Consider the following 24,126-nt stretch of genomic DNA (forward strand, 5'->3'; position numbering starts at 1 on the left):
CATGACGATGTCGACCTGGTGGGCGGTCGTGCCCGCGGCCGCGGCTGCCCTGCTGGTGCTGCTCGGGCCGGGCGCCATGGTCCTCGCACCGCTGCGCCTGCCGTGGATGATGCGGGTCGCTCTCGCCGGGCCGACCTCGGTGTTTCTGATCGGGATCTCGGGGATCGTCTTCGCCGCGGTCGGGGTGCCGTACGGTGCCTGGCAGCCCTTCGCGCTGGCGGTTCCCGTGGCGCTGCTCGTCTTCCTCCTGCGCCAGCGAACCCCGCGCTCGCAGCGAGAACCCTCTCGCCTCAACGGAGCCGTCGTCGCGACGTGGGCGGCTGCGGCGGCGCTGATCGCAGTGGTGTCCTTCGCGGCGGTATCGAGCCCTGACCTGATCAGCCAGACGTACGACAACGTGTTCCACCTCTCCGCGATCTGGTCGATCTTCGAGCACGGCGACGCGTCGTCGCTCACGTTGCGCACGCTCATCGAGACGGACTCCGCGTTCGGTTTCTACCCTGCAGGCTGGCATACGCTCGTCGCTTCGGTCGCCCAGCTCTCCGGGGCTTCGGTGGCCGTCGCCGTCAACGCGGCGTGGCTGGCCGTGGCCGCGGCGCTGTGGCTGCCGGGTGTCGTCTGGCTCGCGCAGGTGATCCTTCACCGTGTCGACGCCGCGACCGTCGCGCTCGTCGCCCTTCCTCTCGGATCGGTGTTCACGGCGATGCCGTATTCGCTGCTCGTGTGGGGCACTCTGTACCCGACATTCCTCGCGACGGCGGCGCTGCCGGCGGCGATCGCGGCGCCGATCGTGGCGGCGCGCCGACTCGTGCGGCCGCGTGCTCTGCGAAGCGAAGGATGGTGGGCGCTCACCGCCGTAGGGGTGACGGCGGGGGCCGTGGCCTTCGGTCAGCCCCGTGTCCTAGCGAGCTGGGCGCTCATCCTGCTGATTCCCGCCGTCGCCGCCGCGCTGGGGTGGCTGCGGCGCGGCTGGCGCGACGGCGGGGCGGCGCGGGCGCGGGTCGTCCGCGCCGCGCTGGCGGCGGCTGTGGTGATTCTCCTCGGCGTCGCCGTGGCCGTGTGGTACGTCGTCGTCAGGCTCGGGCTGTTCACGCGACCCCTCGACGACCGGCTCGGTGGGCCGCAGGCGCGAGCTGTGCAGTCGGTGGGGGAGGGCGTCTGGCAGGTCCTCGCCCAATCGTGGCCCAGTGGGGCGGGCGCCGTGGTCTTCCCGGCGCTGCTGCTCGCCGTCGTGACGATCGTGGGCATGGTCGCGCTCGGACGGACACGCCAGACGAGGTGGGTGGTCGGCGCGTACGTGCTGGTCGCACTCCTCTACGTCATCGCCGCGGGATCGGACGACGTCGTCACGAAGCTCGCGACGGCGCTCTGGTACAAGGACAAGTATCGACTGAGCTCGATCCTGCCTCTGCTCGGTGTGACGCTCGCCACCGCGGGTGTGCTCTTCCTGGCCCGGCGCCGCCGCGCTCGCCCCGCCGCGGAGCGCACCCGGTCGTGGCCGGCGATCGTCGTCGCTTGGGTGGTCGCGGCGTCATCGGCGCTGGGACTCGCCTTCGGCGGCACGACGAGTGCCGTCGGAGACGTCTTCCGGATGCCCGCGATCGATGCGCGCGGCGAGGTGGTCTCGCGCGCGCAGATCGACTTCTTCGCCGACCTGGGCACGATCGTCCCGCCCACGCAACGCGTTCTCGGCGATCCCTGGGACGGATCCGCGCTGACGGGCGTGTACGGGCAGCGTGAGCCGGTCTTCCCGCACGTCAACGGCCAGTGGGATGCGGATCGACTCACGCTGGCGTGGCATCTCGCCGAGATCGTAACGAACCCGGAGGTCTGTGCGGCCCTCGACCGCCTGCACGTGCGCTACGTCACGTACTCGCCGCACGAGTTCGGCGGCGGCGACCCCTCCGGCAATCACTTCCCCGGTCCCCACCAGGCCGTCGAGGCGGGACTGTTCACCCTCGTCCTCTCTGACGGCGACACGGAGCTCTATCACATCGACCAGTGCGGTCCGCTCGAGTGATCGCGGATCGCGGGCGGGCGCACGATAGAGTCGGAAGCGTGAAGGCAGTCGTCGGTTCCCCGGGGACGCCGCGTCGCTACTTCCATTCTCTGTGGCTGCTCTCGGCCCGGGATCTGCGCGTGCGGTACTCGACGAGCGTGCTCGGGTATCTGTGGTCCGTCCTCGACCCGCTGGTCATGAGCGGGATCTACTGGTTCGTCTTCACCCAGGTCTTCGGCAGGGGAGTCGGCGAAGAGCCGTACATCGTCTTCCTCATCACGGCGCTCCTGCCGTGGGTGTGGTTCAACGCGGCCGTCTCCGACTTCACGAAGGCCTTCAAGAAGGATGCGCGGCTGGTTCGCTCGACCGCGATTCCGCGGTCCATCTGGGTCGGCCGCATCGTCCTCAGCAAGGGCGTCGAGTTCTTGTGCTCGCTGCCGGTGATCGTCCTCTTCGCCTGGGCGGCGGGAGCGCCGGTGGGCATCGGCCTGCTCTGGTTCCCCGTCGCGGTGATCATCCAGGCCTGCCTGCTCCTGGGCATCGGACTCATCGTCGCTCCGCTGTGCGCCCTGTGGGGCGATCTCGAGCGCACGACGCGCCTGGTGCTGCGGGCACTCTTCTACGCGTCCCCGGTGATCTACGGTGTCGCCGATCTCCCCGGCTCGTTCCGCGACGTCGCCGCACTCAACCCGTTGTCGGGCATCTTCACGCTGTATCGGATGGGCTTCTTCCCCGATCAGTGGGACGGCCTGACGGTGGCCTCCGCCGCCGTGGTCAGCGTGCTTCTGCTCGCTGTCGGGGTGTTCGTCTTCCGGCGGCTCGAGCCCGCTGTTCTCAAGGAGCTGTGATGGCAGAGCAACGTGCGATCCGGGTCTCCGGATTAGGCGTGAAGTTCCGGCGTGGCCGGCGAACCGGTCGTTCGATCAAGGATCTGTTCGGTGGCGCACGCAGGCGTTCGCGTCCCTCGGAGTTCTGGGCGCTTCGCGATGTGAGCTTCGACGTGGTGCCGGGGGAGGCCATCGGCGTCGTCGGGCGCAACGGACAGGGCAAGTCCACCTTGCTCAAACTGGTCGCGGGCGTCATGCTCCCGGATGAGGGCTCGGTGTCCGTCTACGGCGGGGTCGCGCCCCTCATCGAGATCACCGGTGGGTTCGTGGGTGATCTGACCGTGCGCGAGAACGTGCGGCTGACGGCGGGATTGCACGGGATGACCCGCGCCGAGATCGCACGTCGATTCGACGGCATCATCGAGTTCGCCGAGCTGGCGGACTCCGTGGAGACGCCCTACAAGCATCTGTCCAGCGGGATGAAGGTGCGTCTTGCCTTCGCTGTCGTCTCTCAGCTGCCCGAGCCGATCCTGCTCGTGGACGAGGTCTTGGCAGTGGGCGACAAGGCATTCCGAGAGAAGTGCTATCGCCGCATCGACGACCTTCTCGCGGAAGGGCGGACGCTCTTCTTCGTCAGCCACAATGAGCGCGATCTCCGCCGCTTCTGCACGCGGGGGCTCTATCTCGACGGAGGCGAGCTCATCCTCGACGGTCCTCTCGAGGATGTCCTCGATCGGTACGCGTCCGATCACCCCTCCGGCTGACCCGACGCGACGTCGTCGACGGTGATGGTGGGTCGCACGAACAGCGTACCGAACGTGGTCCCGTCGGAGCGTACGTTGAACGACGCCGCCTGAGACACCGCCGCGAGCTGGCGGTGCGCGCCGTCTCGCAGGGCCGCGCTGATGAAGTACTTCCCGCTCCCGAGGGGGAGCGCGGGAAGCTCGACCTTCGCCCGTACCGTGCCCCGGAGCGGACCGGCGGGGGTCACGGCGTGATCCGTGCCGGTTCCGAAGACGACGAGTCCCTGTTCGTTGTCGATCTGGATCGCGCACAGCCACTCGTCGATGCCGGTGGGGTGGTAGAGCTCCACCTCGAGGGTGAGCGGCTCGCCGGACTGGATCTCGGTCAGCGACTGCCCGTTGACGGTGATGCCGAGGATCTTCGCGTGGGAGGGGTCGTCTGCTTCGCGTTCGACGGTGTCGATGTCGTCTTGCCGCTGCTGCTCGAGGAGGTCCCGGAACTGCGGGATCACATCGTTGGGCTCGCCCTCGTCGATCACTTCGCCGTGGTGGAGCAGGAGTACTCGCGAGCACAACTCCGCCACCTGCGGCATCGAGTGGGTGACGAGGATGATCGTGCGCCCCTCTTCCTGGAAGGTGCGGATCTTGTCCATGCACTTCCGCTGGAAAGCTTCGTCGCCCACGGCGAGGACCTCGTCGACGATGAGGATGTCCGGGTCGGTGTGCACAGCGACGGCGAACGCGAGCCGGACGTACATGCCCGAGGAGTAGAACTTGACCTGTGTGTCGATGAACTCCGCGATGCCTGAGAAGGCGACGATCTCATCGAAGCGACGATCCGTCTCCTCGCGAGTGAGTCCCAGCACGGAGGCGTTCAGGTAGACGTTCTCGCGCCCCGTGAGATCGGGATGGAAGCCCGCACCCAGTTCGAGGAGGGCGGCTGTCTTGCCCCGGCCGGTGATCATCCCCTCCGTGGGTTCGAGGATGCCGCCGATCAGCTTCAGCAGGGTGCTCTTGCCGGATCCGTTATGGCCGATCAGGCCAATGGTCTCACCGGCGCGGATCTTCGTGGAGACGTGGCGCAGCGCCCAGAACTCTTCGCGATGACGTCGACCGGCACGCCCCAGCGTGACGAGCCTCTCCTTCAGCGAGTTGTCCTTGCGGACGACGAACCGCTTCGAGACGTCGGAGACTTCGACCACGACGGGTCGCTGTGGGGCTGGTTCAGCGGCGCGTTGCATGAGAACTCTCTGTCGTTCGAGATGAAAGAGGCGGGCGGGTCGTCACAAGCCTTGGGCGAAGTTGCCCTGGAGTCGGCGGAAGACGCGATGGAAGACCACGACCAGGACGACACCGATTACGAAGGCGATGCCCATCCGCGCGAGCAGGTCCGAGGGGAAGTGGGAGGTGTCTCCGCCTGCCCAGAAGGCCTGCTGGAACCCCAGCACCGCCAGGGTGATCGGGTTGGAGGTGTAGATGTCGAACAGCACACCCGAGCCGATGATGTCGCGCGCCATCGTCCAGGTATAGACGATGGGGGATGCCCACATGAGGAACATCATGATGACCTCGGTGAGGTACTGGGTGTCGCGCAGGTAGACATTCACGGCGGACAGCAGCAGCGCGAAGGCGGTTCCGTAGACCAGGACGAGCAGGATCGACGGGATGGCGTAGAAGATCTCTGGATGGATCGGGAACGAGCCGGCGATGGCGGTGGCTCCCAGGAGCACGACGAGTTGAATGGCGAAAGTGAAACTGGCGGCGCCGACCGCCGCCAGCGGGAAGACCTCACGTGGCACGTAGATCTTCTTGACCAGTCCGGCGTTCGAGACGACGGAGGAGACGCCGCCCAGCACGATCTCGCTGAAAAGCCCGTAGACCGTCAGGCCGGCGAACACGTAGATGGCGAAATCGTCGATTCCCCGTGCGGCGCCGAGGAACTTGCCCATCACGACGTAGTAGATCGCGAGCTGCGTCAGCGGGCGGATGAGCGTCCAGACGAAGCCGAGGCTCGAGTCCTTGAAACGGGACTTGAGATCGCGTCGGATGAGCAGATCCAACATCTCACGCTGCCGGAAGATGTGGGCGATCGGCTTGAAGACGCCGCCGACCGCGAGGGAGCCGACGGGCTGCATCGGGAGTTCGCTCAAACGTGCGAAACGTTCTTGTCGGCGCGCAGCCGAGTCGTAGGGCGCTGTCATGGCGTGCACAATCCTAACTGCCGCTGGCTGAGAGCCACGGTGCGGCGTGCATCACGCCAGATCGAAGCGGGAACGGACGAAATCGGCGATCGACTGTGCGATCGGGATGCGCGGCGCCCACCCAAGGTCGTCGCGGATGCGGGAGGCGTCGCCGACGATCTCGTGCGGATCGCTCGGACGCAGGCGGCTCTCATCCACCGCCGTCTCCGGCGCCGACACTCCGAGTGCGTCGCAGATGTGGGAGAGGATCTCGGCGCCGGACGTGGAGACACCGGAGGCGATGTTGTAGAGCGGCCGCGGCCGCGCCACCGACAACAGTTCCACGTATGCGCGGGCGACGTCTCGAACGTCGGTGTAGTCGCGACGGGTCTGCAGGTTGCCGACCCGCAGCGGCTCGCGGGGGCCGAGATCGTGCACGGCGACCGCGAGGTCCGGGACGAGGAAGCCCGGTGCCTGTCCTGGACCGATGTGATTGAAGGGACGCGCGACCACGATTCCGAGTCCGCGCTCGCGATAGTACTGAGCCTGCAACTCCACGGCGGCCTTGCTTACCGCGTACGGCGAGCTCATGCGCAGCTCGCGCTCCTCGTCGCAGGGGCCGGCTCCGGGAGCATAGAGCCCCCCGGTACTGGCGACGACGATGCGCGTGTTGGTCGCACCGGCGGCGAGTATATTCTCCGCGAGGGTGGTGAACATCGCCGTATTCGCCGAGATGTAGGTCTGGGGTTCGCCGAAGGAGCGCCCGACGGCGGCCAAGCTGGCCAGATGAATGACCGCGTCCGGTGCCTCGTCGAGCGGCCACTCGCGGGTGAGATCTGCCGACCAGCTCGCACGGACGCCGTGGTGGGGTGCCCGTGTCGCGCGGGAGAGCGTGGTGACCTCGTGTCCGGCGGACAGCGCGCTCTCGACGACGTGCCGGCCGACGAACCCGTCAGCCCCCGTGACCAGGACTTTCACTTGTAAGCGGGGGTGGCGGCCTCGACTCGGGCCAGCGCGCGGTCGTGCGCGACCATGCGGCGAACGAGACCCGGGAAGTCGACCTCTCGACGCCAGCCCAGCACGCTCTCAGCCTTCGTGGCGTCGCCCAGGAGGATGTCCACCTCGGCGGGACGCACCAGGGACTCGCTCTTCTCGACGTAGGGCGTCCAGTCGGAGACACCTACCTCGGCGAACGCGAGATCCAGGAACTGCTCGATGCTGTGGGTCTGTCCGGATGCGAGGACGAAATCGTCGGGCTCGTCGTGCTGCAGCATCTGCCACATGCCTCGGACGTAGTCTCCCGCGTAACCCCAGTCGCGCTTGGGCCAGAGGTCGCCCAGCACGAGCTTGTCCTGCAGGCCCGCGTCGATGCGGGCCACGGCCCGCGTGATCTTGCGGGTGACGAACTCCGGTCCGCGGTACTCGCCTTCGTGATTGAAGAGGATGCCGCAGGAGACGAACATGCCGTAGCTCTCGCGGTAGTTCCGCGAGATCCAGTGCGCGTACAGCTTCGCCACGCCGTAGGGGCTGCGCGGGTGGAACAACGAGTCCTCGTTGTAGCCGGCGCCGGGACGGTTGTAGTCGAGTCCGCCGAACATCTCCGACGTGGAGGCCTGATACACCCGAGAGGTCTCCGCGCGCCCGGTCACCCGCACGGCTTCGAGAAGGTTCAAGACGCCCTTGCCCGTGACGTCGGCAGTGAGCGACGGGTTGCCGAATGAATAGCCCACGTGGCTGATGGCGCCGAGGTTGTACACCTCGTCGGGGTTGACCGTCTCGACCGCGCGAACGAGCGAGGAGGGGTCGGTGAGATCGCCGTCGACGAGCCGCACGAACGGATGGTGATCTTCAATGGTTGCTCGACGCGGGTTGTTCTGTCCTCGGATGAGGCCGGCGACCTCGTAACCCTTCTCGTGGAGCAGATCCGCGAGATGGCGACCGTCCTGGCCGGTGATACCTGTGATGAGTGCTACGCGGCGGGCCTCGGTCAAGGAATTCCCTTTCGTTGTCCGACGATGATTCGCGTCGGATTCGATGTGGCGAACGAACGGAGCGAGTGCTTGCCGATCGGAACGGTCAGTCTACCGGCCGCCGGATGAGGGGCGAAAAGCCGGCTGCGGTGGCTAGCGGGGGCTGCCTCCATCGCGGCGCCGGCGCCGGCGCAGCCGATCGCTGTGCTCGCGTAGTGCACGCGCGAGCGGGCGGAGGAACTCGACGCGGCGAACGGCTGCTTCCGCGACGCGGTACGAACGGCGCGACAGCTTCCACTGCAGGAACTCGGCACGCGCCGACTCGGCGATCTGGTACGAGCGCGTGGCGCGGAAGTACGCCGCACGGCGGCGCAGCCGGTCGAAGGATGCGGGCTCCTCCAGCGTGCGCCGGACGATATCCAGGAGCCCCTCGTTGTACTCCTTGTGCGTGCGCACCCGGTCGGCCAGCGGTGCCGGCAACGAGATCGCGCGACGGATCGTCGCGGGCAGCTCCTCGAACGTCTCGAAGAACGCGCTGGAGCCGGTGAGCTCGAGGCTGTCGACGACCTCGTGAGCGACCTCCGTGTCGAAGAGGACGACGGGCTTGCCGTGCACGGCGGCTTCGACGATGGGCAGCCCGAACCCCTCGTAGGCGGACGGGTAGACGATGACGGATGCGCCCCCGTACAGGGCGCTGACGTCTGCGTCGGTGAGGTATCCGCTGGGAAGCGGGACGATGCTCGAGCCGTCGTCCTCGGCGGTGCTTCCGAAGGCGATGACGGGCAGCTCGAAGTGGGAGAGCGCGGCGACCGTCTCGCGGATCTGCTTGTGCCGGAACTGGTTGCCGACCAGCAGGACGTATCCGCCGGCGCGCACCGCGTTGCGCTGACGGGGTGTGAAGCGCTCATCGGCGTCGAAGACGGCGTCGGGCACGCTAACCGAGAGATGCTCCACGCCGAGGTGGAGAACGCTCGTGCGCGAGCGGTAGTCGTCTCCGAGGGCGTAGTACCGCGCTGCGTCGTCGACGGTCGCCTGGCTGATGGCCACGATGCGGTCGGCATGGTTGAGCGAGTCGAGCACGACCTGGCGCCGGCTGTAGTCGGACTCGAGAAGCGGAAGCGAGCGGATGGCGATGATGTCGAGAAGCGAGGCCACCCAGCGCACGCAGAAGCGGTCCAGGCGCTGGATCTGGGACGCGGCGTTGAGCGGAGCGAGCGAGAGGCCGAGATCGAAGACCTCGTCGAAGTCCTGGTTGGCGACCACGCGGAATCCGTACTGCTCCAGGCGGAAGAACTCGATCGCCTCGGAGGAGGTCGCGATGACGAACTCGATGTCGGTCAACTCGCCCGCCTCGCGCAGGCTCTTCAGATGCAGGACGAAACTCAACGCATACTGCACGCTGCCGTTGTAAATCAACGACATGTGGTGCAGGTCGATGAGCACCTTGCGCGGTCGATCCTGCGGCACGAGGAGGTCGGCGAACCAGTCGATGGGGTCGACGCCGTCTGTCAGGTAGTGCCCGACCGCCGTGGGGTAGTACGGATACCTCTCGATCAGCATCCGCTCGTGCTCATCCTGGATCCGCTGCTTGTCCAGGGAGGAGAAGCTCATCTCCCCCTCGTGGTGCGCGTAGGCGTGGTTGGCGATGACGGACGAGAATCCGTAGTCGTTGACACGCAGGCAGAAGTCGTTCTCCTCGCCGTACCCCGGGGTGAACGCCGTGTCGAACAGGCCGTAGTTGCGGATGAGCGACCGTCGGGCGAGGAAGCAGAATCCGTGTGCAACCGGGGCGACGGTGAACCGTGGGAGCTCGTCCTTCATAGCCTCGAACACGGCGCGCGAGCGCGCGGCGGTGGCCTCCACGCCGGATGCGGTGCGCAGGGGGATGGTGTTGATCGTGGCGTGGTTGCTGCGAGGCGCGACGATGCCGTGTTTCTCCGAGGCGTGCAGCACGCTCGACATCTCGTCCAGCGTGCCGGCCATCAACTCCGCGTCGCTGTTGAGCAGGAGGATGTCGTTGTCGGTGGTGTCGAGCTCCTGTGCCGCGCGATTGCACGTCCCCACGAAGCCGAGGTTGCGGGGGTTGCGCACGTAGGTCACACCCGTCGCGTCGCCGATGGCCTCTTGCACCTCGCGCTCCATCGTCTCCACCTCGGGTCCGCAGTCGTTGACGATCAGCAGCCGGTGGAAGGTGAGGTCGACGTGCGTCAGGACGCTGCGGATGCAGCGCAACGCGGTGGTCGGGTCGCCGTAGAGGGGGACGACGATCGTCGTCGGATGTGCATGCGTCATGAGTTGCCTTCGTGCAGAGGGGAGCGCACCTGCAGTGCCTCGGGGATTGTATCTCGGCCCCCTTCGGCAGAATCTGAGCGACTGGCGCAGCGGGACGCGGCGCGGGCCCGAATGCGGGCAATCGAAGCCGACCGCTACGCTGGAGCGCGGCGGGCCCGAGCGGCGGTTGCTCGCGTTCGTCACACGAGGTGGTGCGGATTGTCACTCATTAAGCGCGCGCGGGAGGCGGCGATCAGACGCGGGCGAGTGGCTGCGGCTCACGTCCTGCCCGGCCTTCAGACGACTCGCCGGGATCCGTCCGAGGAGTTCGTCCGGTTCGGCCTGTTCGACCTCGCGTACTACCGCGCCCAGCTGAACCCCGAGGAGCGTCCCGCGTCCCTGGAGGAGGCGCGCCGCCACTACGTGGACGAGGGGCGGCGGGCGGGGCTCGCCATGCATCCCTTCATCGAGCCGGAGTGGTGGGACGAGAACGTCAACACGGATCGAGACGACCCGCTGGGGCGTGAGCGCTGGCTCATCGAGGGGGGCCAGCTGCACTCCTCCACCGCGCCGCTCGTCGCCGACCCCGACGGTCCGATCGGGGTGACGCGGGACTATCTGCTCGGAGTTCTCGACGGCACGCGCTCGGTCGACCTGCCCGACGGTCGCACGCCCGCGCAGGTCGCCGCCGAACTGACCGCGGCCGTCGAGGAACGCATTCGCACGGCTCCCAACGTCGGCAAGGCGTCGGGTGTGGACTGGAGCGCGGTCGAGGAGGCCGTCTCCGTGCGGGTGGCCGACCGGATCTCGATCCTCGTTCCCACGTACCAGGACTGGCGGATGACCGTGCAGGCCGTCCGGGCGGCCCTGAGCGGAGCGCCGGACCACGATGTCGAGGTCGTCGTCGTCGACAACGGGTCCCGGCTGGCCGTGCTGCGTCACCTTCTCGCCCTCTTCATGGCGGAGCCAAGAGTGCGCATCATCCGATGCAGCGAGAACACCAACTTCGCGGGCGGTATGAACCGCGCCATCGCGGAATCCACCGGTGAGTTCATCCTGTTGCTCAACAACGACGCCGTCCTCGACCCCGGCTGGGCGGGCCCCCTCGTGGCACCGCTTCGCGCGGACCAGACCGTGCGCGGCACGCAGCCGCTGCTGATGTACCCGGGCAGCAACCGCGTGCAGGCCGCGGGAACGGTCTTCCTCGGTGAAGGGGTGTTGCCCTGGCACTTCCTCGCGGGACACCCGCGCGAGGATGCGGAGAGAATGCGAGACGTCTCGTTCGCGGCCGTGACAGCGGCCGTGATGGCGCTCAGAGCGACGGACCTCGTGGCGGCTCGCGGATTCGACGAAGAGTTCGAGAACGGGTACGAGGACGTCGATCTTTGCCTGCGGCTTCGGCGGGACGATGCGGACCGCTACCTCGTCGTTACGGAGGCGGTGGCCGTGCATCCGGAAGGCAGTTCGCCGGGCCGGAGCACGCACGATTCGATGAACCGCGTGAGATTCTTCGCCCGGTGGGCGGGACGCATGCCCGCCTCCGACGCGCATCACTATGCCGAGATCGGGATGCAGCTGGACGGGATGCGGCCGCTGTGGTTCTCCGAGGACGTTCCGATCCTCGTCGCCGACCCGAACGTGGTGCGCCCGGCGCAGCGCGTGCGACGACCCGACGGACACGAGATCCCGTGCCTGCGTTGGCTCCTGCTGACGGACGCCGCGCCGCCCGCGGCGCTCGACGACGCCGCCGCGACGCTCGCGCAGCTCGGACAGGAGACGGTGCGGGTCGCATCCGGAGTGCACTGGAGCGACGCGCTGGCGGATGTCGTCGTCGGCTTCTCCGCACAGGCGGCCACCTTTCCCCGCGCGGGAGCGTTCAACGTCCTCGTCGGACCTGCCAGCAGCGACGCTCCGGTGGGTGTGACGCTCACGGGAGGGTCGGCGGCGGAGCTCGAGGCACTCACCGCTGACTACCTCGCCTGGAGAGAGAGGCTCTTCCCGGTTCGGAAGGGATGAGCAGACACGGTTCGTTTTGCGCTACGGTACGGGCGTCACGGAGCGCTCGCGCATATGCTCGTGTGCAGAGGTCCGCAGTTCGTACGACCCGCGGGCCGTGACGAAGGAGAGATTCATGCGGGCCCGTCGACTCGTTGCGCTTGCCGCCGCACTCCTGGTGGTGTGCGGCGCTCTGGTAGCGCTGCCGCCGGCGCCGAGTGCCGTCGCCGCCCCCAGCGGTGCTTTCGATCCCGAGTACTTGATCTCGGACGCCAACTTCTATGACGCCAACTCCATGAGTGAGGCGGACATCCAGCAGTTCCTGACCCGCACGGCGTGCAGTCCGCGTGACGGCGTTCCGTGTCTGGCGAACTACACGCAGAACACGCAGACCCGTGCGGCGGCGGGGACGAACCAGTGCGGTGCCTATGCGGGCGCAGCCAACGAGTCTGCTGCGCGCATCATCAGCAAGGTGGCCCAGGCGTGCGGAATCTCGCCCAAGGTCTTCCTCGTGCTCGTGCAGAAGGAACAGTCACTGGTGACGAACCCTTCCGCGCGCGGCTACCAGTACGCGACCGGCGCGAACTGCCCCGACACCCCGCAGGGGTGCGATGCGGCCTATTCGGGTTTCTTCACCCAGATCTATTCCGCCGGCTGGCAGTTCCGTCAGTACGCCAAGACGCCGAACTCGTGGCGGTACAAGATCGGCCCGTCGTACGTGCAGTACAACCCGAACACCGGTTGCGGCGGCACGACTCTCAACATCCGCAACCAGGCCACGGCGAACCTGTACATCTACACCCCGTACCAGCCGAACGCGGCCGCATTGGCCAACCTCTACGGCTCCGGTGACGGCTGTTCCGCCTACGGCAACCGCAACTTCTGGCGGATGTACTACGACTGGTTCGGATCTCCCACCGACTCCTCGCCCATCGGCAGTGTGGAGAACATGCAGCCCGCACCGGGCGGGATCGGGATCTGGGGCTGGGTGGTCGACACCGACACCCCCGATCCGGTCATGGTCCACGTCTACGTCGACGGCGTCATGGTGCAAGGCGCCGCGGCGAACCAGCCGTGGCCGGGCGTCGCTTCGCGCTTCGGGCTCGGCGACAATCACGGGTTCGCATTGACAGTGCCCGCCGCGCCGGGCGACAGGCAGGTCTGCATCTACGCCATCAACGTGGGAAGCGGCTTCAACAAACAACTGACGTGCTCCACGGTGCGAGCCGGCGGCGGGAACCCCGTCGGAGCGGTGGACAACATCCAGCCTCAGCCCGGCGGGCTGGGCGTATGGGGTTATGCGCTCGACCGGGACACGAGCGACCCGGTCTGGGTGCACGTCTACATGGACGGCGCCTTCGCCGGCGGCTACCTGGCCGACGTGCCCCGGGACGACGTCGCCGCCGCCTATCCCGGCTTCGGGAATCGCCACGGCTTCGGGTTCACCGTGCCCGCATCCGCGGGGACCCATCGGCTCTGCGTGTACGCGTTGAACGTGGGCACAGGGGATTCGAACACGGAGCTCGGATGCTGGAACGCCGCCTCCGGGGGCAACCCGATCGGTGCCGTGACGAACACGACGACGGGCCTGCAGAAGCTCTCCATGTCGGGGTGGGCCGTCGACCCCGACACCACGGACCCCGTCTGGTTGCACGTCTACGTCGACGGGAAGTTCTCGACCGGTGTGCTCGCGAACGCGCCGTCCACCGAGCTCGGCATCTTCGGCACGTACGGCCCGAATCACGGATACACCTTCACCGTGCCCGCGACGAACGGCTCGCATCAGGTGTGCGTGTACGCGCTGAACACGCGGTCCGGGACGGGGAACACCACGCTGTCCTGCCAGAACGTCGTGGTGGGGGGAAACCCCGTCGGCGCGGTCGAGAACGGTCAGCCCGGCTTCGCCTCGATCGGCGTGTGGGGATGGGCGTACGACCTGGACACGGCGGACCCGGTGACCGTGCACGTGTACATCGACGGCGCGTTCGCCGCCGGGACGGGCGCCAACGTCCCCCGTCCCGATGTGAGCGCGATCCCGGCCGACTACGGTGACAACCACGGATACGGCGTGACGTTCCCGGCCTCGCCCGGAACGCACGAGGTCTGCGCGTACGCGTTGAACATCGGCGTCGGCAACACAAACACGCAACTCGGCTGCTTCTCGACGACGGTGAGCGGCGCGCCGCGCGGCGCCCTCGAGAACGTGCAAACGGTGGGAACCGGGCTCGGCGTGTACGGGCACGCGGTCGACCCGGATACGAAGGGGCCGATCTGGGTGCACATCTACGTGGACGGCGCTTTCGCCTCATCCGTGTTGGCAGACGGTGCGCGGGACGACCTCGCGGCCGCCTATCCGGGCTTCGGCGCGGGGCACGCCTTCGGTACCGTCGTGCCCGTCTCCGCCGGCACACATCAGGTGTGCGCGTACGCGATCAACACGCCCTCGGGAGACAACCCCTCTCTGGGCTGTGCGACGGTCGTGCGCCGATGACGACACCGAAAGACCAGGTCTCCTCGTCATCACGTGCAGGCCTGGTCCTGCGAGGGCGCCTTCCGCTCGGCTGGTTCATCGCCCATGCGGTCAGTCTCGTCGCCATCCTCGGCGTGCTGGTGGTCGCGGGGCGGGGACAGTGGTTCTTCTTCGATGAGTGGGACTTCCTGGCCGAGCGCGCGGAATGGGATCTTCTCGTCCCGCACAACGGGCATCTCAGCTTCTTCCCGCAGCTGCTGACGACGCTCGTCAAGTCCGTGGCGGGCCTCCACTCCTACTGGCCGTACCTGCTCCTCACCTTCGCAGCTCACCTGTTCGTGGTGCACATGCTGTGGCGTCTCATGATGCGCATGGGCGTCGCCCCCGTGCTCGCCCTGGTCGTTCCGGTGGTGTTCGGCGTTCTCGCCCCCGGCACGGAGAACACCCTGTGGGCGTTCCAAGTCGGGTTCATCACTCCGTTGGGAACGGGTATCGCGGCGGTCCTGCTCGCTCTTCGCGATCCGCTCCGCTCCCGTGACGTCGTCGGGATCACCCTCCTCCTACTGATCGGCGTCGGGTTCGCGAGCACGGGCCTGCCGATGGTGCTGGCTGTGCTGCTCCTGGTCGTCTACCGGCATGGGTGGCGTGCGGCGATCGTACCCGCGGGCGTTCTGGCCGTGTGCTACGGCACCTGGTATCTGATCTTCGCCCGCGGCACGACAGGTAAGGACGGGTTCGGAGCGCGCTCGCTGTCGGACGTGCTCCTGAGGGTCCCCGAGTTCGCGGCGCACGGCCTGGTCGACAGCCTCGGCAAGGCGATCCCGCTCCCCGCGCTGGCCTCGGCCATTCTGATCGCGCTGTGCATCGGCGTGCTCCTCGATCTTCGTCGGAACGGCCTCCGTGCCGGCAGCGGTGCGTATGCGCTCGTGTTCGCCGGTCTCGTCTTCGCCGCGCTCACGGCCTTCACCCGCGTCGGCCTCGGCGTCGAGAACGCCTCGGCGGGACGCTACGTGTACGTCTACGCCGCGCTCGCGGTCCCTCTCATCGGGCGTCTGCTGACGGCGCTCATCGGCCGTAGCCGCGCTGCCGGTACGCTCGTCGTGGCGATTCTGCTGGCACTGATCGCCTACAACGCAGCCGGAACGGTCGTCACGGGGCGCAACGACGCGGGCATGAAGCGCACGGTCGAGCGGACGATCTCCGCCGCCCTCACGATCGACGACGGATCGAGCACCATCGCTTCGCGCACTCCCGCCGCGATGGTGGCGCCCACGCTGACGATGACCGACATCCGATCGTTCGTCGCGCGCGGGCAGTTCACCCCGGTGCCCTTCACCGCCGAAGACCTCCTCTCGGCGAAGACGAACCTTCTGCTCACGCCGGTCGCCGTGGATTCCGCGGTGTCGACGGCGAACTGCCGCGCCGGCGCCGAAGGGTGGATCGACATCGACCCCTCGACCGACACGGTGTCGGTGCCGGACGGGGGCGTCGTCGGAGTCATCGCGAACGAGGGCGATGTGCAGGGGTTCGGAACACGGATCCCGTTCCCCGCGGCGGGGACCTACCGCCTGGACACGTTCAGCCCCGACGCACGGATCCGGCTCGATGCGGACGGCGTCACGTGCATCTCGGCGGACGGACTCGCTGCGACGCAGCGCTGAGTCGTCGAACGCCGGCGGGGGAGCGGGTCAGTCCGCCCGATGCGCGGGAGGCGAGGGCTCGTGATGCTCTTCGATGTAGGTGACGGGGTCCACGTCGGGCGAGTGCGGGAACACCCACAGGGTGTAGAGCACGTAGCGCAGACCCGTGGCGACGGCCTGCCCGATGAAGGTGCCTGAGACGTTGTCCGCGAGCGCCGAATCGAATCCGAGCACATAGCGGGAGAACGCCAGACACGCGAGCTGGATGAGGATCGCCAGCACGTTCACGACGGCGTAACGCGTGATCTGGCGCAGGCTCACGGAGACTTTGCGATCGCGATAGGTCAGGAGCTTGTTGCCGCCGTAGGTGACGATCAGGCCGGCCACGACGGCGATCACTTTGGCCAGCAGCGGCTGCGGGTGCAGGATGCCGTCGCCGCCGCCGAAGACCAGCAGGTTGTAGACGATGGCATCGACGATGAAACCGAGTCCGCCGATGGCGAGGAAGATGCCGCCTCTGCGGATGTTGCGGATGAGGAAGTCCCGGAGATGGGGAGTGTCGGGCCAACGCATGTCGACTTCTCTCGTGGATGTCGGAGAAAGCGGAAGGCGCCGGGCAGATTGCCCGGCGCCGTCGCACTGACTCAGATGGTGCCTTCGGAGATCGCGTTCTCGATCCACGGGATGACCTCGTCGAGCATGTCCTCGAGGGTCGTGGTGGCCTCGAAGCCGAGGACCTCCTTGGCCTTGGTGACGTCGGGCACACGCTTCTGCACGTCGTACTCGAAGGCTTCGTCGTGCTCCAGGCGCAGGGGGACGTCGGCGCCCTTGATCTTGGTCCAGATGATCTCCGCCAGCTCGGTGACCGTGTGGCCGACCGGAGTGGAGATGTTGAAGTCGTTGTTGAGCGCTGCCGGGTGGTTCAGCGTCAGCACGATGCCGCGGGCGAGGTCGCCGCCGTACGTGTAGTGACGCACCTGGTTGCCCTCACCGAGGATGTGGAGCGGGTCCTGGCCCTTGAGCACCTTCTGGACGAGGTCGGGCACGACGTGGCTCATCGCCAGCTGGACGTTGCCCGAGTGGATCTCGACGTCGCCGAGTGCCCGCGACTCGCCGATTCCGACGCAGTTGAAGGGACGCAGGATCGTGTAGTCGAGGTCGTACTGGCCCTTCGCGGCCCGCGCGAAGTACTCGACGGCGAGCTTCTGGAAGCCGTAGGACGACAGCGGCGGCGGGACGATGAGCTCGTCGCCCTCCTTCGACGGCCACCGGTCGGTGGACTCGAAGACCATCGACGACGACATGTACGTGACCTTCTTCAGTCGCCCGCCGGCCTTCTTCACGGCGATGGCCGCGTCGCAGGACGACGCGATGATGCGCTCGTTCGCGGCGATGAGGTCGTACTGGTACGTGTGGAAGTAGGAGATACCGCCGATGAAGCTGCGCCCGCGATGAAGTGGTCGCAGTCCATGAGCAGCTCGGTCATGCGCTCGGTGTCGAGGACGTCCGCGATGACCAGCTCGTAGTTCGGGTTGTCGTCGTACGACTTCTTGACGGGGCCGTACTTCGAGTAGTTGTCGACTCCCACGACCTTGAAGCCCTGGCGGAGGAGTTCCTCGACGACGTAGCCGCCGATGAATCCGGCCGAGCCGGTGACGAGCACTTTTTCCATGACTTACTTTCCCTTCGTGCCGCGAGCGGCGTCTGCGAGGTTCTCAACCGACAAGGGGCGGCCGAATGCGAAGAAGTACCAGCGCAAGTACTTGGGGATCCACTTGCGTAGCTTGAAGTTCGACTCTCCCGCTGTGCGGTCGAGCCAGATGGTGGGCAGCTCGGCAACGGGAAGACGCGCGCGGCGCGCCTTCGCGGTCAGCTCGAGTCCGATCTCGAACCCGTCCCGTGACTGGATCGTGGCCGTGCGCACGAACTCCGCGTTGTACGCCTTGAACGAGTTCGTCGCGTCGCGTGTGCCGATGCCGGCCAACAGGTGCAGCGACTGTCCCGCGACGCGGGAGAGGGTGCGCTTGAGCCGGGGGCCGCCGATCTGCTGACCGCCGGCCATATAGCGGCTGCCCGCCGCGACCACGACGCCGCGTTCCACCAGTTCGGTCAGCTCGTCGATCTGGCGCGGGTCGTCGCTGCCATCCGCCATCGTGACCACGACGGTCTCGGCGCGCGCCGCATCGAATCCGTATCGGATGGCGTGAGCCGGACCGCGGCCGTAGGTGTTGACGATGACTCGGACGCGATCGTCTAGCGCGGTCACGGACTCCACCGCCGGGATCGTGGTGTCGGAGTCGGTGTCGACGACGACGAGGATCTCGAAGGGCACGGTGACGGTGGCGGCCACGCGATGCAGGAACGGGATGATCTCATCGCCCTCGTTGTACGCGGGGACGACGATGGAGACGCGGAGGTCGGCGGTCAAATGAGCACCCCGTTGCCCAGCAGGTTCCAGACATCTGCAACCGGCTTGGTGGTCGCGAGCTCGCGGTACTCGCTGTGCGGGGTCGCGACGATGAGGATGTCGCTGCGCTCGAGCACTTCTTCCAGCGGCAGGAGCGACGAGTCCACGCTTTCGGGGACGTAGGGGTCGGTCGCGATGACCTCGCGCGCCTTGAAGCGGAGAACGCGCTGCAGCTTGTAGGACAGGCTCGATCGGATGTCGTCAGACCCCGCCTTGAACGCCATGCCGAGGATGCCCACGGTCTTGGTCGACAGATCGTGCTTCTCGTCGAGGCGGCTCGCGATGTACAGGGGAAGTCCCTCGTTGACGAGCATGGCGGAGTGACCCAGCTGGAAGGTGTTGTCGCTGAACGCGGCGAGCTGCATCGTGTCCTTGAAGAGGCACGGTCCCGCGGCGAATCCGGCACCGGGCATGTCCTGGGCGCGGGGGTAGTCGTGCGTCAGGCCCGCGCGGACCCGCTCGAAGTCGACGCCCTTGGAGTTGGCCATCATGTAGAACTGGTTCACCGCGGCGAACTTGATGTAGCGCCACGTGTTCGTGAAGAGCTTCGCGAGCTCCGCCTCTTCGGGCGTGAGCTCGACGATCGAGTCGGTCAACGACCGGAAGAGAGCGCCCGCGCGAGCCACGGCCTCGGGCGTGTAGCCGGAGACGATCTGGGGCAGCTCGAACAGCTCGGTCATGGCCTTGTGCTCGGCGATGCGCTCGGGGCAGAACGCCACATCCATGTCAAGACCCATTCCGGCGACCATGTCTCGAACGAGGGCGGTCACGCCGGGGTAGATCGTGCTGCGCAGCGCGAGGAGCTGTCCGTCACGGAAGTACGGGGCGCAGGTCGCGAGCGCGCGGGGAATCGCATTCGGGTCGGGGTTGAGGTGCTCGTCGACCGGAGTGCCGATGACGACCACGACGTTCTCGGCGGTCGCCACGACCGCAGGGTCGGTTGAGGCGGTCAGCATGCCCTCGGCGACGACCTTCTGGAGGACCTCGTCCGCGCCCGGCTCGATGAACGGCATCTGGGCCTTGCGAATCCGCGCGACCGCGCTCTCGGCGACGTCGTAGACCACGGTGCGCTTACCCCGGCTGGCCAGCGCGATAGCCAGCGGAAGACCGACATGACCCCCGCCCCCGACGACGACCACATCATTCTCGAACGACATTTACACTCTCCCACCGGTGCCGGACAACTTCACAAGAATACCCCACGCTCGCCGGCGCTTCATGCGCGCGGATGTCGATCATCGGCTCGTAGGCTGAGGCCATGGCCTATCGAATCCGCATCGCCTTGACGGCTGCCGTCGTGCTCGCCGCCGCACTGACGGCCTGCGCGCCCGAGCCGGGTCCCGCCAGCTCGACGACGCCCTCCGGGTCCGCATCCAGCGCCGCCCCCGCTCCCTCCGCGACATCGACCGCCGGTCAGCCGACCGCCACTCCGACGGCGTCGGCCGACGCCATCCCGGGATGCTGGACGGTCGCCGTTCCCGACGTGAAGGTGACCCGTTCCGAGACGCCCGAGGAGTTCACGGCTCAGAACGGTCCGCTCGTCGCCGCGGGCGCACCGGCAACGTGCTCGCTGTTCGCCTCGGGGTCCGCCCGGGCTGCGGGCGACGCCTGGATCGAGTCCTTCGTGGCGCAGGGGTGGGCTGACGGCGGTGTCGTCGTCGACGACGTGTACGTGAGCCGTTCCGCGAGCGGGCCCAACGGGATCGCCGTCAGCTACCTCATCCCGGTGGACGAGAGCTCGCCGTCGGCCGAGAGCCAGTTCCAGCTCTACCGGAAGTGAGCGTTACCGCGCGGGTTCCGAAGACGACAGAGCCGGCATCGGTCGCCACGAGCGGTCCCGAGCGATCTTGCGTCCGTCGCGGAGCCCGCGGAAGAGGTGGCGCGTACCGGTGAACTTCTTCTCCACGACGAGGAGTCGGATGATCTCCTTGGCGAAGGTCAGGGCGGTGCCCGCGGCGAACAGGACCGGGTTGTAGACACCCAGCTCGCGATAGTAGCGCTTGATGTACGCGCGGTTGCGCATGATGTAGTAGCGGTACGCGTCGCTCGAGGCGTTCATGTGGCGGATGCCCATGTCCCATTGCTTGATCTCGCGCGTGCGACGCAACACGAATTCGTCGACGATGACCGAGGTCGTCACGCGCGACGCCAGCCAGCCGTACAGCTGGTCGTCCCAGTAGATGAAGAATCGCGGATCGGGGAGGCCGATCTGCGTGACGATGTCGCGATGGATGAACATGCCTTCGAAGCAGCCGGAGTTCATCTCCTTGAATCCGGACGCGTCGAAGCCGGCGGGGGCGAACGGGATGGGGATGCCCATGCGGTCGGCCACGCGGTACTGCCAGTAGAACTCACTGCCGTCGTAGTCGTAGCGCCGCCCCTGGATGCTCTTGAACCGCGGCGCCCACTTTCCCATGCGGGCCAGACCGTCGGGGAGTACCTCGACGTCGTCGTCCATGAGCCAGATCCACGCGGATCCGAGCTCGTAGGCGGTACGCATGCCCTCGCTGAAACCGCCGGAGCCGCCCGTGTTCGACTCCAGACGGCGGTACACGACCTGCGTGTTCAGGTGCGGCCGGAACTGCTCGACGACCTCGGTGGTGTCGTCGGTGGATGCGTTGTCGATCACCACGAGGTGACCAGGGGCGGGATCCATCGATGCCACGCTGGTCAGCAACCGTGTGAGCAGAGCGGAGCGGTTGTACGTCACGACCACGATCGTGGCGGATGCGGGATCAAACGGGGTCTGGGTGGGCACGTCGGGACTCTCGGATGCGGCGGCCATAGCGACCTGATCCTACCCCGGGCGTCTTCGAGCCGACTGCGGGCTCAGTGGCCAGGCTCCTCCGGAAGGACGGTCGGCATCGGGTCGCCGCTGTCGAGTCGGTCGCGCCAGGAGCGCGACTGCCCGGCGCGGCTGGCGCATACGACGAGAAGGAGCCATCCGTATCCGAAGAGGGTGAAGCTCTCGAACACGGAATCGATGAGCAGTGCAGTGAGGATCAGGGGGGTCCAGGTGTACACCACGGCGCGGCGGTTGCTGGCCTCGAGCCACGACCGCACGAGTGCGACGACGCAGAACCCGGCGAACAGCAGCAGCCCGAACCATCCCACCTGCAGGAGGATGTCGAAGTAGGCGTTGAGTGCGGATGCGTGGCGCTCGCCGAGGCTGACGTTGATGGAGAGGAACGGGAACTCGGTCGTGGACCAGGTGCCGTACCAGCCCCATCCCTGCACCGGGTGATATCGGACGTAGTCGAGGATCGTGTTCCACAGATCCGCGCGCGTCGAGAAGTCGCTGCCGGCGCCGAGCATCGCGATGATGGGGCCGCGGGCGGCGTAGGCGACCGCCAGGGCGACCACGACGATCCCGGCGAGCGTCGCCTGCAGCATGGGCCGCGACTCGGGCCGGGTGTGGCGCACGACCATCAGCGTGAGCGTCGCAAGTCCCACGATCAGCGCGATCACGATCACCGTGGGGGAGTCGCTGAGCACGGCCAGACCGCCCGCGAGGAGCACCGAGAACACGGCGACACCGGGGCGCACGGACGAGGTTCGCCATTCGACGAGGAAGGTGATCAACGCCAGCACGGCGACGAAGCCGAGCGCGTTGCGGGTGCCGAAGATCCCCTGCACGGGTCCGAGCTCGGCGATGAGCCCCTGCACGCCCAAGAGCGGGAAGGGCATGTCGATGAGGATGCCGAAGAGGATCTCGACGCCCAGAGAGATGGCGAGCAGCCACCTCATGACATCTCCCAGCGCCCGTGCCGTCTGGAGGGTGTCGCGCACGTGAGCGATCGTGACGCCCAGCAGGGAGAGTGCCGCCAGCGCCACCCAGCCGATGAGGGACTTCGGATGGTCCGTCGACCAGAAGACGCTCACCAGCGTCCATCCGAGGAAGAGGGCTAGGGTCGCGGATGCCAGCCGCAGCGGTGACAAGCCCCGCGGCGCGCGATGAGCATGGCGACGGCGAGAGCGCAGAGCCCCGCGACCATCGTCACGTAGGTCACCCGGCCCATGAGACGTTCGATGGCGAAGGCGCCGAAGGTCGTGCCGAAGACGAGAAGGGTGAAGGCGCGTGCCATCCGGGCCGAGCGCAGCAGTTCGCCCACGCCGGAGGAAGCGGCGGCGATCATCCCTGATCCGTCACGGGGTCGCCGCGCTCGATGCGCCACGACGTCTCCGCGGGGCCGACGCCCAGCAACGGAGACTGGCGCACCTTGACTCCGAGCAGCACGATGAGCATCCAGCCCCACACCACCAGCGGGCCGGACTCGGCCAGCCCCTGCACGAGCAGAACGGTGGCGACGAGGGTGGGCAGCAGCGTCAAGGGCGAGTACGGGCGGTCATCGCGCAGGTCCCATCGTGGGCGGTCGATCGCGAAGAACCAGGCGCGCCAGATGAAGGTCGCGTAGACGCCCGCCATCAGGAGCACACCGATCACCCCGAGTTGCAGGAAGACGTCGATCCACATGTTGTGCGCCTGCATGACCGTCTCGCCGTGGTCGACGATCCAGCCGTCGAAGTGGCTGTCCCACGGCAGCCACGGCGAGGCGAAGCCCCATCCGATGAGGGGATGCTCGTCGGCTCTGGCCAGCACCTGCTCCCAGATGCCTTCGCGTCCCGTCAGATCGGCCGACCTGCCGAGGGCGGTGAAGAGCGTGTCGCGAGCGAAGAAGAGGATCGCGGCGCCGACGAGCGCCACCCCGGCGTACGCGACGTAGTACACGGTGCGCCCGCCCGGCCTGGTGACGGTTCGCATGAGCAATACCGTCACGAGCACGACGACGACCGCAGCCGCCGAGAGATAGGCGGTCGCGGAACCTGCGTGGACGAACAACAGCGCCGCGATCGAGATCCAGATGATCGCGGAGGAGCGTCGCTCGGCACGCGCCGCCCAGCGGATGGCGAAGACGATCAGCCCGAGCAGCGCGACCACGGCGAGAAGGTTGGCGTTTCCCTGGATGCCCTGGATGCGCCCGTCGAAATCGAACAGGTTGTTGCGGGACCAGTAGACGATCGGGTCGTACTTCACCCCCCGCTCCGGCAGCACTCCGCCGGGAAGGATGGGGCGGCGCACGAGCAGTGACACGACGAGCTCGAAGGCCAGCGACAGCCCCAGCGACCACTTCAGCGCCGCCGAGACGGCCGCGACGATCTCGCGCCAGGTGAGCATCGCCGCAACGAACATGCCCTGGCCCGTCGTGATCAGCCACAGCGCGAGCGTGGTGCCGGTCGTCCCCGGCCACGCGGACCAGATGAGCGAGGCCGCCGCCCAGACGCCGTAGGCGAGGACGAACCACGGCAGGCGCCGCACGTCGACCGGCGGTCGGAGCAGGAGCCACACCACGAGGGAGACGACCGCGGTGGCGACCACGATCACGGTCGACGCGGCGACCCCGAAGGCCAGCGTCCATGCGGTGCCCGCGATCGCCTGGAACACGACGAACACGCACCACGCGCGCAGCAGCAGGTGTCCCGTGCGCTCGCGCACCGGCGGCGCGGGGGCGGGACCCGCCGGGTGTTGGGTTCGGACGGCCATGATGCCCCCAGATTAGCCCGCG

21 protein-coding genes are annotated in these 24,126 nt (G+C 67.5%); 7 read left to right on the forward strand and 14 right to left on the reverse strand.

From position 1 onward, the window contains the following. The first annotated feature begins 1 nt into the window (after position 1). From AC1VNH_RS15280 to AC1VNH_RS15290, 3 genes are read left to right on the forward strand one after another with little or no spacing between them, the layout of a single operon-like run. Positions 2-2,020, forward strand: coding sequence for a DUF6541 family protein (locus AC1VNH_RS15280; RefSeq protein ID WP_483112380.1), 2,019 nt, complete (start codon positions 2-4; stop codon positions 2,018-2,020). 38 nt (positions 2,021-2,058) lie between these two features. Then, positions 2,059-2,847, forward strand: coding sequence for an ABC transporter permease (locus tag AC1VNH_RS15285; protein ID WP_483112381.1), 789 nt, complete (start codon positions 2,059-2,061; stop codon positions 2,845-2,847). After that, complete coding sequence (locus tag AC1VNH_RS15290) at positions 2,847-3,590, forward strand: ABC transporter ATP-binding protein (RefSeq protein WP_483112382.1); 744 nt, start codon at positions 2,847-2,849, stop codon at positions 3,588-3,590. The genes AC1VNH_RS15285 and AC1VNH_RS15290 overlap by 1 nt, the downstream gene beginning before the upstream one ends. On the opposite strand, the gene AC1VNH_RS15295 is transcribed toward AC1VNH_RS15290, so the two are convergent. The 5 genes from AC1VNH_RS15295 to AC1VNH_RS15315 all read right to left on the reverse strand — a co-directional run bounded on the left by AC1VNH_RS15295 (position 3,575) and on the right by AC1VNH_RS15315 (position 10,011). After that, positions 3,575-4,771, reverse strand: coding sequence for an ABC transporter ATP-binding protein (locus AC1VNH_RS15295; RefSeq protein ID WP_483112383.1), 1,197 nt, complete (start codon positions 4,769-4,771; stop codon positions 3,575-3,577). The genes AC1VNH_RS15290 and AC1VNH_RS15295 overlap by 16 nt on opposite strands. An 81-nt stretch (positions 4,772-4,852) precedes the next feature. After that, positions 4,853-5,770, reverse strand: coding sequence for an ABC transporter permease (locus AC1VNH_RS15300; RefSeq protein WP_483112384.1), 918 nt, complete (start codon positions 5,768-5,770; stop codon positions 4,853-4,855). A gap of 51 nt (positions 5,771-5,821) precedes the next feature. Beyond that, positions 5,822-6,727, reverse strand: coding sequence for an NAD-dependent epimerase/dehydratase family protein (locus tag AC1VNH_RS15305; protein ID WP_483112386.1), 906 nt, complete (start codon positions 6,725-6,727; stop codon positions 5,822-5,824). After that, entirely contained in the window at positions 6,724-7,740 is a 1,017-nt protein-coding gene (locus AC1VNH_RS15310; RefSeq protein ID WP_483112387.1) for a GDP-mannose 4,6-dehydratase, read from the reverse strand. The genes AC1VNH_RS15305 and AC1VNH_RS15310 overlap by 4 nt, the downstream gene beginning before the upstream one ends. 132 nt (positions 7,741-7,872) lie before the next feature. Next, positions 7,873-10,011 carry a glycosyltransferase gene (locus AC1VNH_RS15315; RefSeq protein WP_483112389.1) on the reverse strand — a complete coding sequence of 713 codons (2,139 nt, stop codon included), beginning with the start codon at positions 10,009-10,011 and terminating at the stop codon, positions 7,873-7,875. Between the two features lie 246 nt (positions 10,012-10,257). On the opposite strand from AC1VNH_RS15315, the gene AC1VNH_RS15320 reads away from it, so the two are divergent. From AC1VNH_RS15320 to AC1VNH_RS15330, 3 genes are all read left to right on the forward strand, one after another. Then, complete coding sequence (locus tag AC1VNH_RS15320) at positions 10,258-12,006, forward strand: glycosyltransferase (RefSeq protein WP_483112390.1); 1,749 nt, start codon at positions 10,258-10,260, stop codon at positions 12,004-12,006. Positions 12,007-12,121: 115 nt separating this feature from the next. Continuing rightward, positions 12,122-14,476: a hypothetical protein gene (locus AC1VNH_RS15325; protein WP_483112391.1), complete on the forward strand. Its 2,355-nt coding sequence runs from the start codon at positions 12,122-12,124 to the stop codon at positions 14,474-14,476. Further along, positions 14,473-16,116 carry a hypothetical protein gene (locus AC1VNH_RS15330; RefSeq protein WP_483112393.1) on the forward strand — a complete coding sequence of 548 codons (1,644 nt, stop codon included), beginning with the start codon at positions 14,473-14,475 and terminating at the stop codon, positions 16,114-16,116. The genes AC1VNH_RS15325 and AC1VNH_RS15330 overlap by 4 nt, the downstream gene beginning before the upstream one ends. Before the next feature lie 27 nt (positions 16,117-16,143). On the opposite strand, the gene AC1VNH_RS15335 is transcribed toward AC1VNH_RS15330, so the two are convergent. The 5 genes from AC1VNH_RS15335 to AC1VNH_RS15355 all read right to left on the reverse strand — a co-directional run bounded on the left by AC1VNH_RS15335 (position 16,144) and on the right by AC1VNH_RS15355 (position 19,719). Beyond that, positions 16,144-16,668 carry a GtrA family protein gene (locus AC1VNH_RS15335; RefSeq protein ID WP_483112395.1) on the reverse strand — a complete coding sequence of 175 codons (525 nt, stop codon included), beginning with the start codon at positions 16,666-16,668 and terminating at the stop codon, positions 16,144-16,146. 71 nt (positions 16,669-16,739) lie between these two features. Then, entirely contained in the window at positions 16,740-17,438 is a 699-nt protein-coding gene (locus AC1VNH_RS15340; protein WP_483112396.1) for an NAD-dependent epimerase/dehydratase family protein, read from the reverse strand. Beyond that, positions 17,435-17,767 (reverse strand): NAD-dependent epimerase/dehydratase family protein, encoded by a 333-nt coding sequence (locus AC1VNH_RS15345; RefSeq protein WP_483112397.1) that lies wholly within the window; start codon positions 17,765-17,767, stop codon positions 17,435-17,437. Before AC1VNH_RS15345 ends, AC1VNH_RS15340 begins: the two co-directional genes overlap by 4 nt. A 3-nt stretch (positions 17,768-17,770) precedes the next feature. After that, complete coding sequence (locus AC1VNH_RS15350; protein WP_483112398.1) at positions 17,771-18,523, reverse strand: glycosyltransferase; 753 nt, start codon at positions 18,521-18,523, stop codon at positions 17,771-17,773. Beyond that, positions 18,520-19,719: a nucleotide sugar dehydrogenase gene (locus AC1VNH_RS15355; protein WP_483112399.1), complete on the reverse strand. Its 1,200-nt coding sequence runs from the start codon at positions 19,717-19,719 to the stop codon at positions 18,520-18,522. Before AC1VNH_RS15355 ends, AC1VNH_RS15350 begins: the two co-directional genes overlap by 4 nt. Positions 19,720-19,820: 101 nt before the next feature. On the opposite strand from AC1VNH_RS15355, the gene AC1VNH_RS15360 reads away from it, so the two are divergent. After that, positions 19,821-20,342: a hypothetical protein gene (locus AC1VNH_RS15360; RefSeq protein WP_483112401.1), complete on the forward strand. Its 522-nt coding sequence runs from the start codon at positions 19,821-19,823 to the stop codon at positions 20,340-20,342. Between the two features lie 3 nt (positions 20,343-20,345). Here the strand turns inward: AC1VNH_RS15360 and AC1VNH_RS15365 are convergent, their stop codons facing one another. Genes AC1VNH_RS15365 through AC1VNH_RS15380 form a run of 4 tightly spaced genes read right to left on the reverse strand, consistent with a single transcriptional unit; the run spans position 20,346 to position 24,104 of the window. After that, positions 20,346-21,347, reverse strand: a complete 1,002-nt coding sequence (locus AC1VNH_RS15365; protein WP_483112402.1) for a glycosyltransferase family 2 protein — start codon at positions 21,345-21,347, stop codon at positions 20,346-20,348. A 44-nt stretch (positions 21,348-21,391) separates the two neighbouring features. After that, positions 21,392-22,444, reverse strand: a complete 1,053-nt coding sequence (locus tag AC1VNH_RS15370; protein WP_483112403.1) for an O-antigen ligase family protein — start codon at positions 22,442-22,444, stop codon at positions 21,392-21,394. A gap of 23 nt (positions 22,445-22,467) precedes the next feature. Further along, the gene (locus tag AC1VNH_RS15375) at positions 22,468-22,698 is read right to left on the reverse strand and encodes a hypothetical protein (protein WP_483112404.1); all 231 of its coding nucleotides are present in this window, start codon (positions 22,696-22,698) and stop codon (positions 22,468-22,470) included. Next, positions 22,695-24,104: an O-antigen ligase family protein gene (locus AC1VNH_RS15380; protein ID WP_483112405.1), complete on the reverse strand. Its 1,410-nt coding sequence runs from the start codon at positions 24,102-24,104 to the stop codon at positions 22,695-22,697. The genes AC1VNH_RS15375 and AC1VNH_RS15380 overlap by 4 nt, the downstream gene beginning before the upstream one ends. Positions 24,105-24,126 lie beyond the last annotated feature (22 nt).

Source organism: Microbacterium sp. KU4F (assembly GCF_056868075.1).